A 13,961-nucleotide genomic window follows, 5' to 3' on the forward strand; every position below is an offset into this window, starting at 1 on the left:
GGCGGAGTGTCAGTCAGCACATTAGCTGGCTGACCCACCGCCATCGCGGGCAAGCCCGGCTCCCACAATTTTTGTGGTGTTCAGGCAGGCGCCGAACCTATCCCCACCGTCGTCCGCACCCGGCCTTCGAGCCTGCGCTTCAACCCCCGCGCCTCGATCACCAGCGTCGAGCCCTTGGCCGCATTGGCCCGGCCCCATTCCTCCAGCAGCTCCAGACACGAATGGTCGATGTAGCTCAGGTTGCTCAGCGGCACATGCAAGGTGGTCCCCGCAGGCACCGTCGACAGCACCTGAGTCAGCGCCGGCACTTTCAGGAAGGTCGCGGCACCGGTCAATCGCAGCTCCATCTCACCGTCCTGGGGCAAATCGATCAGGCTGACTTTCAATCGCGAAGCTTTAAACGCGAGCTTCAGCAACGTGAGCCCAAAGCCCACCAATACGCCGGTCAGCAGGTCGGTGAAGATGATTGCCAGTGCCGTGGCGGCGTAGGTAAACATCGGCATCCGCCCATAGCGGCCCAGCGCGCGAAAGGCTTTGACGTCCACCAGCTTGATCCCGGTGTACACCAGCACGCCCGCCAAACTCGCCACCGGAATGCTTTGCAGCACGCTCGACAGCAGCAACACAAAGCCCAGCAGCCACACACCATGGAACATCGCCGACAGACGCGTAGTAGCGCCGGCCTGCACGTTGGCCGAGCTGCGCACGATCACGCCGGTCATCGGCAAGGCGCCAACCAAACCACAGAGCATGTTGCCGACACCTTGGGCAGACAGTTCCTTGTCGAAATCGGAGCGCTGGCCGCTGTGCATCCGATCGACCGCTGCCGCAGACAGCAGGGTTTCGGCGCTGGCAATAAACGCGACGGCGAAGGCGGCGATCAGCAGTTGCGGATCGGCCAGGTTCAGCAGGTCGCTGGGGCGTAGCCAGTCGATGGCGTCGGCGAGGTTTTCCGGCACCTCCACACGCTTGACCTGCAACGCCAGCACCAGGCTGGTCACCGTCGCCAGGCCCACACCCAACAACGCGCCCGGTACGAAGCGCAATGTTTGCGGTCGGAATTTATCCCAGCAGTACATCACCAGCATGGTCGACAGGCCCAGCAAACCAGCCTGCCAACCAAGACCGCCGCCCAGCGTCGGGATCGCTTCGGCCATGGCCGCCGGGAAGCCCGCCAGGTTATCCAACCCCGAAGGTTTAGGCGCGCCGTCGAGCATCACATGCACCTGCGACAGCACAATCAATACGCCGATACCCGCCAACATGCCGTACACCACCGCCGGCGCCGTGACCCGGAACCAGCAGCCCAGGCGCAAACGCCCAGCCACCAGTTGCAGGAAACCCGCCAGCAACAGAATCGGCCCGAGCATCATCATCCCGTGCTGGCGCACCAACTCGAACACCAACACCGCCAGCCCCGCCGCCGGGCCACTGACCTGCAGTGGCGAGCCCGCCAGCCAACCCACTACCAGGCCACCGATTATTCCGGTGATCAGCCCCTTGGCCGGCGGCATGCCGGACGCAATCGCAATGCCCATGCACAAGGGCAGGGCGACCAGAAACACAACCACCGAGGCCAGCAGCTCCCGTGGCAATACAGCTTTCAATTGAGCAGCACGCATGATGGCTCTCCCGAGGGATTCGCCGGGCGCGGTAAAGCCTGGCTGCGTCCATGGCAGCCACCGCTTGACCCGGCAGGGAAGTGTTTTAGAAGCGCGCTCTAGGCGTCGCGCAAGGAATCGGCTCGGTGCCGTTCAGCGGTCTGAATGCCGCCTGGTCCGCATCGTAAGCGCGGATTTCGCTGGTCTCGATGTTGTAGATCCAACCATGGATGAACAAATGACCATTGGCCATGCGCGAAGCCACGGAAGGGTGGGTACGCAAATGCTGCAATTGGGCGATGACGTTTTCTTCGGTCAGCACCTTCATGCTCTCGCCTTCGTTGGCGCAGTCGCAATTGTCTTCGACCATGGACTTGGCGACTTCGGCGTGACGCAACCAGGCCCGTACCGTCGGCATCTTTTCCAGGCTGTCGGGGTTGAGTACCGCGCGCATGGCGCCGCAATCGGAGTGCCCGCACACGATGATGTGCTGTACGCCCAGGGCGAGTACCGCGTACTCGATGGCGGTGGAAACCCCGCCGTTCATCTGGCCGTAGGGCGGCACCACGTTGCCGACGTTACGCGTCACGAACAAATCGCCGGGGGAACTTTGGGTGATCAGCTCGGGGACGATGCGCGAATCGGCGCACGTAATAAACATCGCCCGTGGGCTCTGGGCCGTGGCGAGTTTCTTGAAGAGTTCTTCCTGCTGCGGGAAGACGTCGTGATGGAAATGCAAAAAGCCGTCAACGATGTGCTTTAACGCTGCATCGGCAGACTCCGCCACCTGAGTGGCTGAAGCCGACGCAGCCAACGGCTGTTTATCCTTGTCACTCATGATTCATCCTCTTTATTAATGCAGGGGAGTGTTCAGGTCAGTTCGACGTCTGGCTATCGGAAAAGTTGAAAAACTAAACAAACCAAGGCGTCGACTCACCAGTCACTCGCTGAACAAGGTAACCGGCGAAACTTAACTCAAACTGAATGAACCGCTCTAGAACGAGGGTTTCAGTGATATCAAAACGCGACTATTTCCACAGCAATGGCGCCTTCGTTCTCTTCAGTTTACAACAATGCCATCTGCCTGCCCGGCGGGCAAAACGCCGTGCAATCCAGATTAAACCCTTCCCGTCGATTCAGCCCCAGCCGCTTGATCGCTTTGTTGAAACGCTGCGCCAACAAATCAGCAAACGGCCCCTCGCCACGCATGCGCACACCGAAGCGGCTGTCGTACACCTCACCACCGCGCACCTGGCGCACCAGGCTCATCACATGGGCCGCGCGCTGCGGGTAATGCGCCGCCAGCCACTCCTCGAACAGTGGCGCCACTTCCAAGGGCAAGCGCAACATCATGTAGGCGGCGCTCTGCGCACCGGCAGCGTGGGCCTCGGTCAGCAGGCTTTCCAGCTCGCTGTCGTTGATCATCGGGATCATTGGCGAGCACAGCACGCCCACCGGGATACCCGCCTCGCGCATCACCCGAATCGCCCGTAACCGCGCCTTGGGCGCCGCCGTGCGCGGCTCCAGGATACGCTTGAGTTCGTCGTCCAGGCTGGTGAGGCTGATCATTACCGCCACCAGCCGCTGACGCGCCAACTCGGTGAGCAGGTCGAGGTCGCGCAAGATCAGCGAACCCTTGGTGATGATGGTTACCGGGTGCCGATAGCGCAGCAGCACTTCGAGGGTTTGCCGGGTGATTGTGTAGTCGCGTTCGATAGGCTGGTACGGGTCGGTATTGGAGCCCAGGTTGATCGGTGCGCAGACATAACCTGGCTTCGATAGCTGTTGCTCCAGCACGTCGGCGGCGTTGGTCTTGGCAATCAGTTTGGTTTCGAAATCCAGCCCTGGCGACATGTCCCAATAGGCATGGCTGGGCCGCGCATAGCAGTAGATGCAGCCATGTTCGCAGCCGCGATAGGGGTTGATGGAGCGGTCGAACGGCAAATCCGGCGAGTTGTTGCGGGTGATGATGCTCTTGGCCGTTTCGATACGCACTTCGGTGCCCTGGGTCGGCGGCACTTCCTGGAACCAGCCGTCGTCTTCGGCCACGCTGACGGTCGGCGCAAAGCGGTTGTGCAGGTTAGTGGCCGTGCCCCGGCCACGGGGCGGCAGCGCAGTAGTCATGAAAACGCCTCGATACTGTTTTTATATACAGTATCGAGACGCAAGGTTTCTGACCAGTGCCGTTTGGCGGCCAGGGCAAGATCAGTGCTTTTGCGTTACCTGCCCCAAGTCGTCACCCGATGTGGTGCGCATATCGCTCTTGCGCAGATCTGCCACGTCACTGGCTTTGACTGGCGCGCCTTTATTGCCCCAGCTGCCACGGACGAAACTGACCACATCCGCGACTTCCTGGTCCGACAGGCGCCACGCGAACGCCGGCATGGTGAAAGTCGACGGCGCCGTGTGGGTGGCTGGCAAGGTGCCGCCGTTCAACACGATGTTGATCAACGAGGTGGCGTCCGCCGTCTGCAACACCGGGTTACCCGCCAGCGCCGGGAACACCCGCGTGTAACCATGGCCGTCGGTACGGTGGCACGCCGCGCAGTTGTCGATATACACCGACGCGCCCGGCTTGCTGTCGTCACCTTTCCACAGCGCCTCGGCCACCTGCTTGTCGTACTGATGCGGCTGGTCCTTCGGGTCCACCGCCGGCAGGCTCTTGAGGTATCGCGCAATCGCGGTGAGGTCGTCCTGGGACATGTACTGCATGCTGTGCACCACCACATCACTCATGCCGCCGAACACTGCACTGCGGTCACTGCGGCCGGTCTTGAGGAACTGCACCAGTTGCTCCTCGCTCCAGCTGCCAAGGCCGTCCTTGTGGTCGCCGCGCAGGCTTTTCGCGATCCAGCCTTCCAGCGGCGCACTGCCAGACAGGAACGCGTTGCCGTCAGTCGCGCTGAGGGCTTTTTCCTGCATGGTCAGGGCACGCGGTGTATGGCAGGCGCCGCAGTGGCCGAGGCCTTCAACCAGATAGGCACCGCGAGCGACCACCGGGTCGGTGGCGGCTTGCGCCTGATGCGCCTCGACCGCCGGCGCGAACATCCAGCGCCACGCCGCCAACGGCCAACGCATGCTCAAGGGCCAGGGAATATCGCTGTCCTTGTTCTCCTGGGCGACGGGCTCCACGCCCTTCATGAAATACGCATACAACGCCTGCATGTCACTGTCGCTGACACGCGCGTAGGACGGGTATGGCATCGCCGGGTAAAGCGTACTACCGTTCTTGGCGACGCCATGGCGCACAGCCTTGTCGAAGTCTTCGAAGCTGTAGTCGCCCAGGCCGGTTTTGTCCGGGGTGATGTTGGTGGAATAGATCACGCCGATCGGGGTTTCCATCGGCAGCCCACCGGCGAAGGGTTTGCCACCCTTGGCGGTGTGGCAGGCCACGCAGTCACCGGCACGGGCCAGGTATTCGCCCTGCTTGATCAAATCGGTTTCGGCAGCGCTCACCGAGCAACTGCTGAACAGGGCAAAACTGGCGATAACAAGTGCTTTCATGGTCATCGCTCCTTATGCCTGAACCAGTGGGCCGGGGTTTTTCAGGTACTGCTCGCGGATCGCCCGCGCCGACCAATAGGCCAGCGCTGCCACCAGGCCGGTCGGGTTGTAGCCCAGGCCTTGTGGGAAAGCCGATGCGCCCGGAACAAACACGTTGTGTACATCCCAGCTTTGCAGGTAACGGTTCAACGCACTGGTTTTCGGGTCGGTGCCCATGATCGCGCCGCCATTGAGGTGGGTGGTCTGGTAGGACGCGGTGTTGAATTGCTCACCGACTTTTTTGCCCAGCACTGCAATGGCCTTGGGGTTCATCGCCGCGGCGACCTTACCCATTTTCTCCATCATGAAGCGGTTCATCTTGATGTCGTTTTCCTGCCAGTCGAACGTCATCCGCAGCAGCGGCAGGCCGTATGAGTCGCGGTAAACCGGGTCCAGATCCAGGTAGTTGCTCCGGTAGGATTGATGCGCACCATGGGAGTCCATCGACACTTGGTGGGTGTAGTAGTCGGCGGTGGCACGCTTCCAGGCGCTGCCCCACGCCGGCGTGCCCGGCGGGTTGGACGTACCGGCAATCGGCCGGCTGCCAGCCTGGTTGACCCACATCGGCGAGCCGCCCACAAAGCCGTGCGGGCCGTGGTCGAAGTTGTCCGCGTTGAAGTCATCGATGGCCACGCCATTGCCGCCCGCACCGATGAAGTTGTTGGTGTGGGTGTCCTTGTCGAAGAAGGCCTTGATGGTGCCCATGTTCTGGTAGGCAAAGTTGCGGCCCACCACGCCCTCATTGGTAATCGGGTCGTAGGGTTTGCCGATGCCCGAGAGCAACATGAGGCGCACGTTGTTGAACTGGAAGGAGGCGATGATCACCAGGTCCGCCGGCTGCTCACACTCGCGGCCCTGGGCGTCGATATAGGTCACGCCGGTGGCCTTGCTCTTGGTGCTGTCGAGGTTGACCTTGAGCACATGGGAATTGGCCCGCAGCTCAAAGTTCGGCACCTGACGCAGCGCCGGCAGGATGTTTACGTTCGGCGAGGCCTTGGAGTACATGTAGCACACGTAGCCACTGCAGAAACCGCAGAAGTTGCACGGCCCCATCTGCGCGCCGTAGGGGTTGGTGTACGGCCCCGACGTATTGGCCGATGGCAGGTTGTAGGGTTTGTAGCCGACGTCGGTAGCCGCTTTCTGAAACAACTGCGCAGACACGGTGTTTTTCTGCGATTCCAGCGGGAACGGGTTGGAGCGATCCGGCGCATACGGGTTGCCGCCACGGCCTTCACCCACCAACTGGCCTTTTACGGTCCAGGCTTGGCCGGAGGTGCCGAAGACTTTTTCGGCGTAGTCGAAAAACGGCTCCAGCTCTTCATAGCTCACGCCGAAGTCCTGGATGGTCATGTCCTTGGGGATGAAGTTCTTGCCGTAGCGCTCTTCATAGTGGCTGCGCATGCGCAACTCGATAGGGTCGACGCGAAAATGCACGCCCGACCAGTGCAGGCCCGCACCACCCACGCCATTGCCCGGCAAGAACGCACCCAACTGACGGTTGGGCAGGGCAACATCATTCACGCTATGGCGAATGGTCACCGTCTCCTTGGAGATGTCCTGAAAGAGTTTTTTACGCACGCTGTAGGTCAGTTCGTCGATGACCTGGGGATAGTTGCCGTCCGGGTAAGTGTCCTGCATCGGGCCGCGCTCCAGCGCTACCACGTTGAGGCCAGCTTCCGTCAGCTCCTTGGCCATGATCGCGCCGGTCCAGCCGAAACCCACGATCACCGCGTCCACTTTCTTCATGATGGTCGCCACGTTTATGCCCTCTCGCCGCGAATGGAAACAGCCGGGAAGGGGTATTGCTCGTTGCGTTCAACCCAGTCCATGAAATCGGCGCGGGCGCCGGGGAAGCCGATCATGGTCCAGCCGACCATGCCTTTGTTGCCACCGTGGATCGGGTCGCAGAAGAAGCCTTCCTTGGTGTTTTGCAGTAACAGGTTGAAAAACATCTTCGCCGGCACTGCCTCGAAATGCGCGGTCATCTCGCCGCCGCCCGCTTCCATACGCCGCAGCATGTCATCCTGGGTAGCGCTGTCTTGCGCAGCAAAAGCTTTACCGTTGAACGCCTTCGACCAGGCATCCGTGGCGGCAATGCCCAGGCGATAGATGTCTTTGGGCACCAATTTGCTCTGCCAGCCCATCTCTGGCGCCGCATCGGCGTTGAACGGGCCTTGCATGAACCACAGCGCGCCAGCGGCATACGGCGTGTTCATCTGGCGGTCGATGTATTCCGGCGCGCCGGCTTCCAGGGCGCCTGGGCCTTGGGCATCCGCGGGAATCAGGCGGGCGACGGCAGCGTTGATAAACGCCCACTCTTCGGCCGTGAAGTAACTCGGCTCGTAGGCTTTGTCGCTGGCGGGCGTTTTGGCGGGAGCGGCCTGCACCGGCTCCGGTGTGGCCATCAACATCGAGCCGCCAAGGCCAGTGCTGGCAACCGTGACCACCGGGATCAAGGTCAAGGATTTGCGTAAAAAGTCACGCCGCGGGTTGTCCTGATCTTGATCAGACATAGGTGCACCTCATCATGTGGTCACGGGTTTATCCGCCGCTTCTGGGAGCAGCGTGATGGTTTACCAGGGCATTGGATCCAAAGGGATATCACACACTGGCAATCAATAGTTACAAATGATAGCAGCCTAAGCATTAAGAGAAATCGATTCAGCGCGAAAAACAGCGGATCAGATGGGCGGATTCACGATTCTTTGACGGCCACCTCACATGGCATTGACCCCTCGCAGGCGAATATTTAGCCCATCAGCCCTATCCCATTCGGTCTCTACGCGCATGTTCACGATTCGATTGCTGCCCGCCCTTGGCCTGGCGTTCATGGCATTGTTCACCACGCTGCAGGCCCACGCCGACGAGGCTACGTCTATCCGCTCTGCCGAGTGGGCACAGCCAGTGGGCAACCAATTCAACCTGCACCAGATGACACCCACGCTGTATCGCAGTGCGTTGCCGGACAGCACTGCGCTGCCTGTGCTGCAAAATTTGAAGATCGGCACGGTGATCAACTTCCTGCCGGAATCTGATGCGCCCTGGCTGAAGACGTCTGATATCAAACAGGTGCAGTTGACGTATCGCACCAACCATGTCGACGATGCCGACGTGCTGGCGGCACTCCGGGCCATTCAAGAAGCCGAAACCCATGGCTCGGTGCTGATGCACTGCAAGCACGGCTCCGATCGCACTGGCCTGATGGCGGCGATGTATCGGGTGGTGATTCAGGGTTGGAGCAAAGAGGATGCGCTGAACGAGATGACGCTGGGCGGCTTTGGTTCAAGTAACGGCTTTAAAGACGGCGTTCGCTACATGATGAAGGCAGATATCGACAAGTTGCGTACAGCATTGGCCAATGGCGACTGCAGCACCAGTGCCTTTGCACTGTGCTCGGTAAAAAGCTGGATCACCACGACAGACAAGGCCGAAGGGCAACTGTAGCGCGCCTTTCTGTGGGAGCTGGCTGTGGGAGCTGGCTTGCCTGCGATAGCTTCAACGCGGTGTGAATGACACACCACGGTGCCTGCATCGCGGGCAAGCCCGACTCCCACAAAAAGCCCGCCCCAAGCAGAAGCAGGCGTAGGGTATCAGTCCTTTTTCAGCTTGGGATTAGGGAAAAACTGCACCGCCTGCACCTTCGGGTCCGCGGGCGCTTTCAACGCCGACGTATTGACCCGCGTGCCCAATTCCTTGGGCACCGAATTGCCTTGTTCATTCAACGTGTCCGAATAACCGCAGGCCACACATTCGCGGTGCGGCACATCGTCTTCGGTCCACATTTTCAGCTTGTCCAACTCTTCGCACGACGGGCAGACCGCCCCGGCGATAAATTGCTTCTTGGTCACCACAGGCCCATCACTCATGCTGCTGCGTCCTCACTCAGGCCGCTGTGGCGCAAGAGTGCGTCAATCGACGGCGCACGTCCGCGGAAGTCGACGAACAGCACCATCGGCGCCTGGGAGCCACCGCGCGCCAGGATCGCTTCACGGAATGCCCGGCCGGTTTCGGCATTGAGCACGCCGTCTTCTTCAAACTTGGAGAAGGCGTCGGCAGACAGCACTTCGGCCCACTTGTAGCTGTAGTAACCCGCGGCATAACCGCCAGCGAAGATGTGCGCAAAGCTGTTGGGGAAGCGATTGTAGGCTGGTGGACGCATCACCGAGACCTCATCGCGCACGCCTTCGAGCACCTGAGCCACCGTGCGGCCATCGCCGTGGGTGGCATGCAGTTCGAAGTCGAACAGCGAGAATTCCAACTGGCGCACCATCATCAGGCCAGACTGGAAGTTCTTCGCCGCGAGCATTTTTTCCAGCAGGTCCTGAGGCAGCGGCTCGCCGCTTTCATAGTGACCGGAAATCAGCGCCAGGCCTTCCGGCTCCCAGCACCAGTTCTCCATGAACTGGCTCGGCAGCTCCACCGCATCCCAGGCCACGCCGTTGATGCCGGACACGCCAGCGTGTTCAACGCGGGTCAGCAGGTGGTGCAGGCCGTGGCCGAATTCGTGGAACAGCGTAGTCACTTCATCGTGGGTCAGCAGGGCAGGCTTGCCGCTGTCGGCCGGGGTGAAGTTGCACACCAGGTTCGCCACCGGGCTTTGCAGCACACCGTCGACAGTACGGCGGCGATCGCGCGCACCGTCCATCCACGCACCGCCACGCTTGTTGGCGCGGGCGTACAGGTCGAAGAAGAAGCGGCCGACGTGCTGGCCGTTTTCCTTGATTTCAAACAGGCGAACATCCGGGTGCCAGGTGTCGAAGCCTTTTTGCTCGGCGATCTCGATGCCGTACAGGCGCTGCACGATGGCGAACAGGCCGCTCAGCACTTTGTCGATCGGGAAGTAGGCGCGCAGGGCTTCCTGGGACACGCTGTAACGCTGCTCACGGAGTTTTTCGCCGTAGAAACCGCTGTCCCAGCTTTGCAGGTCGGCGCAACCTTGTTCGGCGGCGTACGCCTTGAGCTGTTGCAGGTCCTGCGCGGCAAAGGGTTTGCTGCGCTTGGCCAAGTCGCGCAGGAAGCTCAGCACCTGGTCGCTGGACTCGGCCATTTTGGTCGCCAGGCTCAGCTCGGAGAACGACGCGTAGCCCAACAGTTTGGCCAGTTCCTGACGCAGGTCGAGGATCTGCTCCATCACCGGACCATTATCGTTCTTACCGGCATTCGGGCCTTGGTCTGACGCACGGGTGCAGTAGGCCGCATAGACTTCTTCACGCAGGGCGCGGTCCTGGGCGTAGGTCATTACCGCGTAGTAGCTTGGGAATTCGAGGGTGATCAGCCAGCCATCGAGGCCTTTAGCCTGGGCGGCGGCGGCCATTTGCGCCTTGGCCGAGTCGGTCAGACCGGCGAGGGTGGCTTCGTCGGTGACGTGCTTGGTCCACGCCTGGGTGGCGTCCAGCAATTGGTTCGAAAACTTGCTGCCCAGCTCAGACAGTTTGCTCTGCACTTCGGCGTAACGTTTTTGCTGCTCTGGCGGTAAATCGATACCCGACAGGCGGAAGTCGCGCAGTGAATGTTCCAGAATGGTTTTTTGCGCCACATCGAAACCGGCGGCTTCCGGGCTGTTGGCCAGGGCTTCGAAGGCCTGGAACAGTTCGCGGTTCTGGCCCATCTCGGTGGAATAGGCGCTCAATGCCGGCAGGCACGCCTCGTAGGCTTCGCGCAGTTCGGCGCTGTTACACACGGCGTTGCGGTGGCTGACGGGGCTCCAGGCGGCGCCCAGGCGGTCATTCAGTTCGTCCATGGCCAGAACCAGACCGGCCCACGTAGGGTTTTTACCCTGGCTTTGCAGGATGCCTTCGATGGCAACGCGGTTATCGGCGAGGATCTGTTCAATGGCCGGCTGCACGTGCTCGGCACGGATCGCCGAGAACGGCGGCAGGTCGTAGGACTGCAAAAGTGGGTTGTTCGCGCTCACGGTGGGCACCTTGGCTGAAGAAACTGATAAGACAAAGATGGGGCCATCTTAATTACAATCAACACCCACCGCAGCTATCAACCTATAAGAGAGAGGCTATCGTGACCCTTCGCACCTATCAGAACCACACGCCAACCCTGGGCGCCGGGGCTTTTGTCGATATTTCGGCGGTGGTGATCGGCGATGTCGAAATCGGCACCGACAGCTCGGTTTGGCCATTGACGGTGATTCGCGGCGACATGCACCGCATCCGCATCGGTGCGCGCACCAGTGTGCAGGACGGCTGTGTGCTGCACATCACCCACGCCGGGCCATTCAACCCGGACGGCTTTCCACTGCTTATTGGCGATGATGTGACCATCGCCCACAAAGTCATGCTGCACGGCTGCACGGTCGGCAATCGCATTCTGATCGGCATGGGCAGCATCGTGATGGACGGCGCGGCGGTCGAAGACGATGTGATCATCGGCGCCGGCAGTCTGGTGCCGCCCGGCAAGAAACTTGAGAGTGGTTTTTTGTACGTGGGCAGCCCGGTTAAACAGATCCGCCCACTGACTGACAAAGAACGGGCCTTCTTCACCTACAGCGCCGCGAACTACGTGAAGCTCAAAGACCTGCACCTGGCTGAAGGATTCGATCTATGACCCAGCAATACCAAACCGTGCTGTTCGACCTGGACGGCACCCTGACCGATCCGCGTGAAGGCATCACCCGCTCGATCCAGTACGCCCTCGGCAAGCTCGGTATCGACGAGCCGGACCTGACCAAGCTGGAACACTTTATCGGCCCGCCGTTGCTGCAAGCCTTTATGCAGTTCTATGACTTCGATGAGGCCAAAGCCTGGGAAGCGGTGAATTTTTATCGCGAACGCTTCAAGGTCACCGGCCTGTATGAAAACCGCGTATTCGATGGCGTGATGCCGTTGCTTGAGGAGCTGAACGGCCAGGGCCGCCAGCTGTATGTCGCCACATCCAAGCCGTGGGTGTTTGCCCGTGAGATTGCCCGGCATTTTGATTTTGCCAAGCACTTCAAAGTGATCTACGGCAGCGAACTGGATGGCACGCGCACCAACAAGGTTGAGCTGATTGCGCACCTGATGAGCGAAGAGGGTTTGGACCCGGCGACTACCCTGATGATTGGTGATCGCAAGCACGACTTGATCGGGGCGCGCAGCAATGGGTTGGATTCGGCGGCGGTGGGGTATGGGTTTGGCAGTTTTGAAGAACTGAATGCTGAGGAGCCGACCTTGCATTTTGAGACGCTGGAGCAGATGCATCAGGCGTTTTTGCAGCGCGGCTGAGACCGCTATCGCAGGCAAGCCAGCTCCCACAGTTTGAATTGTGAACGCAGTCAAATGTGGGAGCTGGCTTTCCTGCGATGAGGCCCTACCGGCCACCACCTTCCAACTGCCGCAACGCCGCCTTACGCTGCTCAACCGGCAACCCACCCAGCTTCTCCACCGCCGCAAAGAACTTCACCCAATCCCCGCCTTGCTGCGCAAACAACGCCGCAAACGCCGGCACCCACTGGTCATACAGCCCGAACGGCAATAACCGCGCATTGTTCATCGGCTGGTTGATCCACGCGTCATAACGCTTGTCACCGCCCCATTGGCTGTCGCGCATGTGCCGGTACTCACTGCGCAGGCGCTCGAACTCTGCCGCCTTGGCCTGGCGCATCACATCCGCCGCCAAGGGCTGTGCGTACAACGCCTCCAGGCGTTTGCGGGTATCGAGCACCAGCCGGATAAATTGGTCGCGCTGCTGCAACGCCGCATTGCTCAGCGGCGCCAAGCCCCGCGCCGCACGCCATTGACGGGTGCCTTCCTGCTCGACGAAGTTGGCATAGGACTCGTTGAACTCGGTGTCGTCCTTCACATAAAAGCGTTGGTGCGCCAGCTCGTGGAAGATCAGCGTGGCCAGGCGCTCATCCCCCCAATGCATCATCGAACTCATGATCGGGTCGTTGAACCAGCCCAGGGTGGAATAGGCTTCGACGCCGCCCATCGACACATCCATGCCTTGTTGCTGCAATAGCGCCGCTTCGCCGCGTGCTGCGCCCTGGCTGTAATAGCCGCGATAGGCCACACACCCAGCGATAGGGAAGCAGTGGGTTTGGGGCGAGAGAGAAAATTCCTGCGTAGCGAACACATTCCAGACCACGTAAGGCCGGCCAATGTCGGCGTACAGGCGGTAACTCTGGTTGTCAGGCAGGTGCAGGTGCTCACTGGCAAAGGTGCGGGCCTGCTGCGATTGCATCAGGTGGGCGCGCAACGCCTGTGGGCGAGCAGGGTCGGCGATGACCTCGGCAACCGGCTCCCGAGCCCGCAGCAACTGCCATTGGCCGCTGGCCAACTGGCTGTAGTAACTCACACTGGAACAGCCGCTGAGCAGCAGCACCATCAACCCTGGAAGAAAACGCCTGACCATGCACCGACCGCTCCTGGGTTATTGGCCCGCCAGACTATCCTGCCTGCACGGAATTTTTCCATGCCGTGGCGTGTTTATACTGATACAGCGTCTGTTGCCACAGGCTGCCAGGTTGAATTCTTACCCACCGTTGAGTGCCCGCCATGCGCCAGCTCTTGCTCCCCGTCACCGCCTTGTTTCTCAGCGCCTGCGCTTCGACCCCCATCCCGCCGGTGGACCCGCACCAGGCCTGGATCGATTTCGCCACGCCGACACCCGGCGCCAAACTGGTGATGGCCCAGCGCCTGGACGGCAAGAACCTCAACGACGGGCGTTTCTTCCAGGTGCCACCCGGCAGCCATGAGCTGATGGTGCGCTTTGATTTCGAAGTGAACACCGGGGCGGGCTTTGGCGGCCTGGACCAGACCCATGACCGAACCTGCTTCATGACCCTGCAATACGACAACTTCCAGGCAGGCCAACGCTATGTGCTGG

At 60.8% G+C, this 13,961-nt stretch carries 13 protein-coding genes; 4 read left to right on the top strand and 9 right to left on the bottom strand.

Annotated elements, in window-relative coordinates; genetic code table 11:
- Positions 1 to 80 precede the first annotated feature (80 nt).
- From FEM54_RS09520 to FEM54_RS09545, 6 genes are all read right to left on the bottom strand, one after another.
- Positions 81 to 1,622 (bottom strand): SulP family inorganic anion transporter, encoded by a 1,542-nt coding sequence (locus tag FEM54_RS09520; RefSeq protein ID WP_017137904.1) that lies wholly within the window; start codon positions 1,620 to 1,622, stop codon positions 81 to 83.
- A gap of 85 nt (positions 1,623 to 1,707) precedes the next feature.
- Entirely contained in the window at positions 1,708 to 2,439 is a 732-nt protein-coding gene (locus tag FEM54_RS09525) for a carbonic anhydrase (RefSeq protein ID WP_017137905.1), read from the bottom strand.
- A 227-nt stretch (positions 2,440 to 2,666) separates the two neighbouring features.
- Positions 2,667 to 3,725 (bottom strand): PA0069 family radical SAM protein, encoded by a 1,059-nt coding sequence (locus FEM54_RS09530; protein WP_099550169.1) that lies wholly within the window; start codon positions 3,723 to 3,725, stop codon positions 2,667 to 2,669.
- An 81-nt stretch (positions 3,726 to 3,806) separates the two neighbouring features.
- Positions 3,807 to 5,105, bottom strand: coding sequence for a cytochrome c (locus FEM54_RS09535; RefSeq protein ID WP_138450610.1), 1,299 nt, complete (start codon positions 5,103 to 5,105; stop codon positions 3,807 to 3,809).
- Between the two features lie 12 nt (positions 5,106 to 5,117).
- On the bottom strand, positions 5,118 to 6,902 hold the full coding sequence (locus tag FEM54_RS09540; protein WP_017137909.1) for a GMC family oxidoreductase: 1,785 nt from the start codon (positions 6,900 to 6,902) through the stop codon (positions 5,118 to 5,120).
- Positions 6,903 to 6,904: 2 nt separating this feature from the next.
- The gene (locus FEM54_RS09545; protein WP_017137910.1) at positions 6,905 to 7,657 is read right to left on the bottom strand and encodes a gluconate 2-dehydrogenase subunit 3 family protein; all 753 of its coding nucleotides are present in this window, start codon (positions 7,655 to 7,657) and stop codon (positions 6,905 to 6,907) included.
- Between the two features lie 274 nt (positions 7,658 to 7,931).
- Between FEM54_RS09545 and FEM54_RS09550 the strand changes: the two genes are divergently transcribed.
- Entirely contained in the window at positions 7,932 to 8,588 is a 657-nt protein-coding gene (locus FEM54_RS09550; protein ID WP_017137911.1) for a dual specificity protein phosphatase family protein, read from the top strand.
- Positions 8,589 to 8,734: 146 nt separating this feature from the next.
- Here the strand turns inward: FEM54_RS09550 and FEM54_RS09555 are convergent, their stop codons facing one another.
- Complete coding sequence (locus tag FEM54_RS09555) at positions 8,735 to 9,010, bottom strand: YheV family putative zinc ribbon protein (protein ID WP_138450612.1); 276 nt, start codon at positions 9,008 to 9,010, stop codon at positions 8,735 to 8,737.
- Entirely contained in the window at positions 9,007 to 11,058 is a 2,052-nt protein-coding gene (gene prlC, locus FEM54_RS09560) for an oligopeptidase A (RefSeq protein ID WP_138450615.1), read from the bottom strand. The genes FEM54_RS09555 and prlC overlap by 4 nt, the downstream gene beginning before the upstream one ends.
- 101 nt (positions 11,059 to 11,159) lie before the next feature.
- Here prlC and FEM54_RS09565 point away from each other — a divergent pair, with 101 nt between their 5' ends.
- Positions 11,160 to 11,702 carry a gamma carbonic anhydrase family protein gene (locus FEM54_RS09565; protein WP_138450617.1) on the top strand — a complete coding sequence of 181 codons (543 nt, stop codon included), beginning with the start codon at positions 11,160 to 11,162 and terminating at the stop codon, positions 11,700 to 11,702.
- Positions 11,699 to 12,358: an HAD family hydrolase gene (locus FEM54_RS09570; protein ID WP_138450619.1), complete on the top strand. Its 660-nt coding sequence runs from the start codon at positions 11,699 to 11,701 to the stop codon at positions 12,356 to 12,358. The genes FEM54_RS09565 and FEM54_RS09570 overlap by 4 nt, the downstream gene beginning before the upstream one ends.
- Positions 12,359 to 12,443: 85 nt before the next feature.
- Here the strand turns inward: FEM54_RS09570 and FEM54_RS09575 are convergent, their stop codons facing one another.
- Positions 12,444 to 13,487: an aminopeptidase gene (locus FEM54_RS09575; RefSeq protein ID WP_138450621.1), complete on the bottom strand. Its 1,044-nt coding sequence runs from the start codon at positions 13,485 to 13,487 to the stop codon at positions 12,444 to 12,446.
- Between the two features lie 143 nt (positions 13,488 to 13,630).
- On the opposite strand from FEM54_RS09575, the gene FEM54_RS09580 reads away from it, so the two are divergent.
- On the top strand, positions 13,631 to 13,961 hold a 331-nt coding region (locus tag FEM54_RS09580; protein WP_138450623.1), incomplete at its 3' end, for a PA0061/PA0062 family lipoprotein.

This window comes from Pseudomonas edaphica (genome assembly GCF_005863185.1).
Lineage (GTDB): Bacteria > Pseudomonadota > Gammaproteobacteria > Pseudomonadales > Pseudomonadaceae > Aquipseudomonas > Aquipseudomonas edaphica.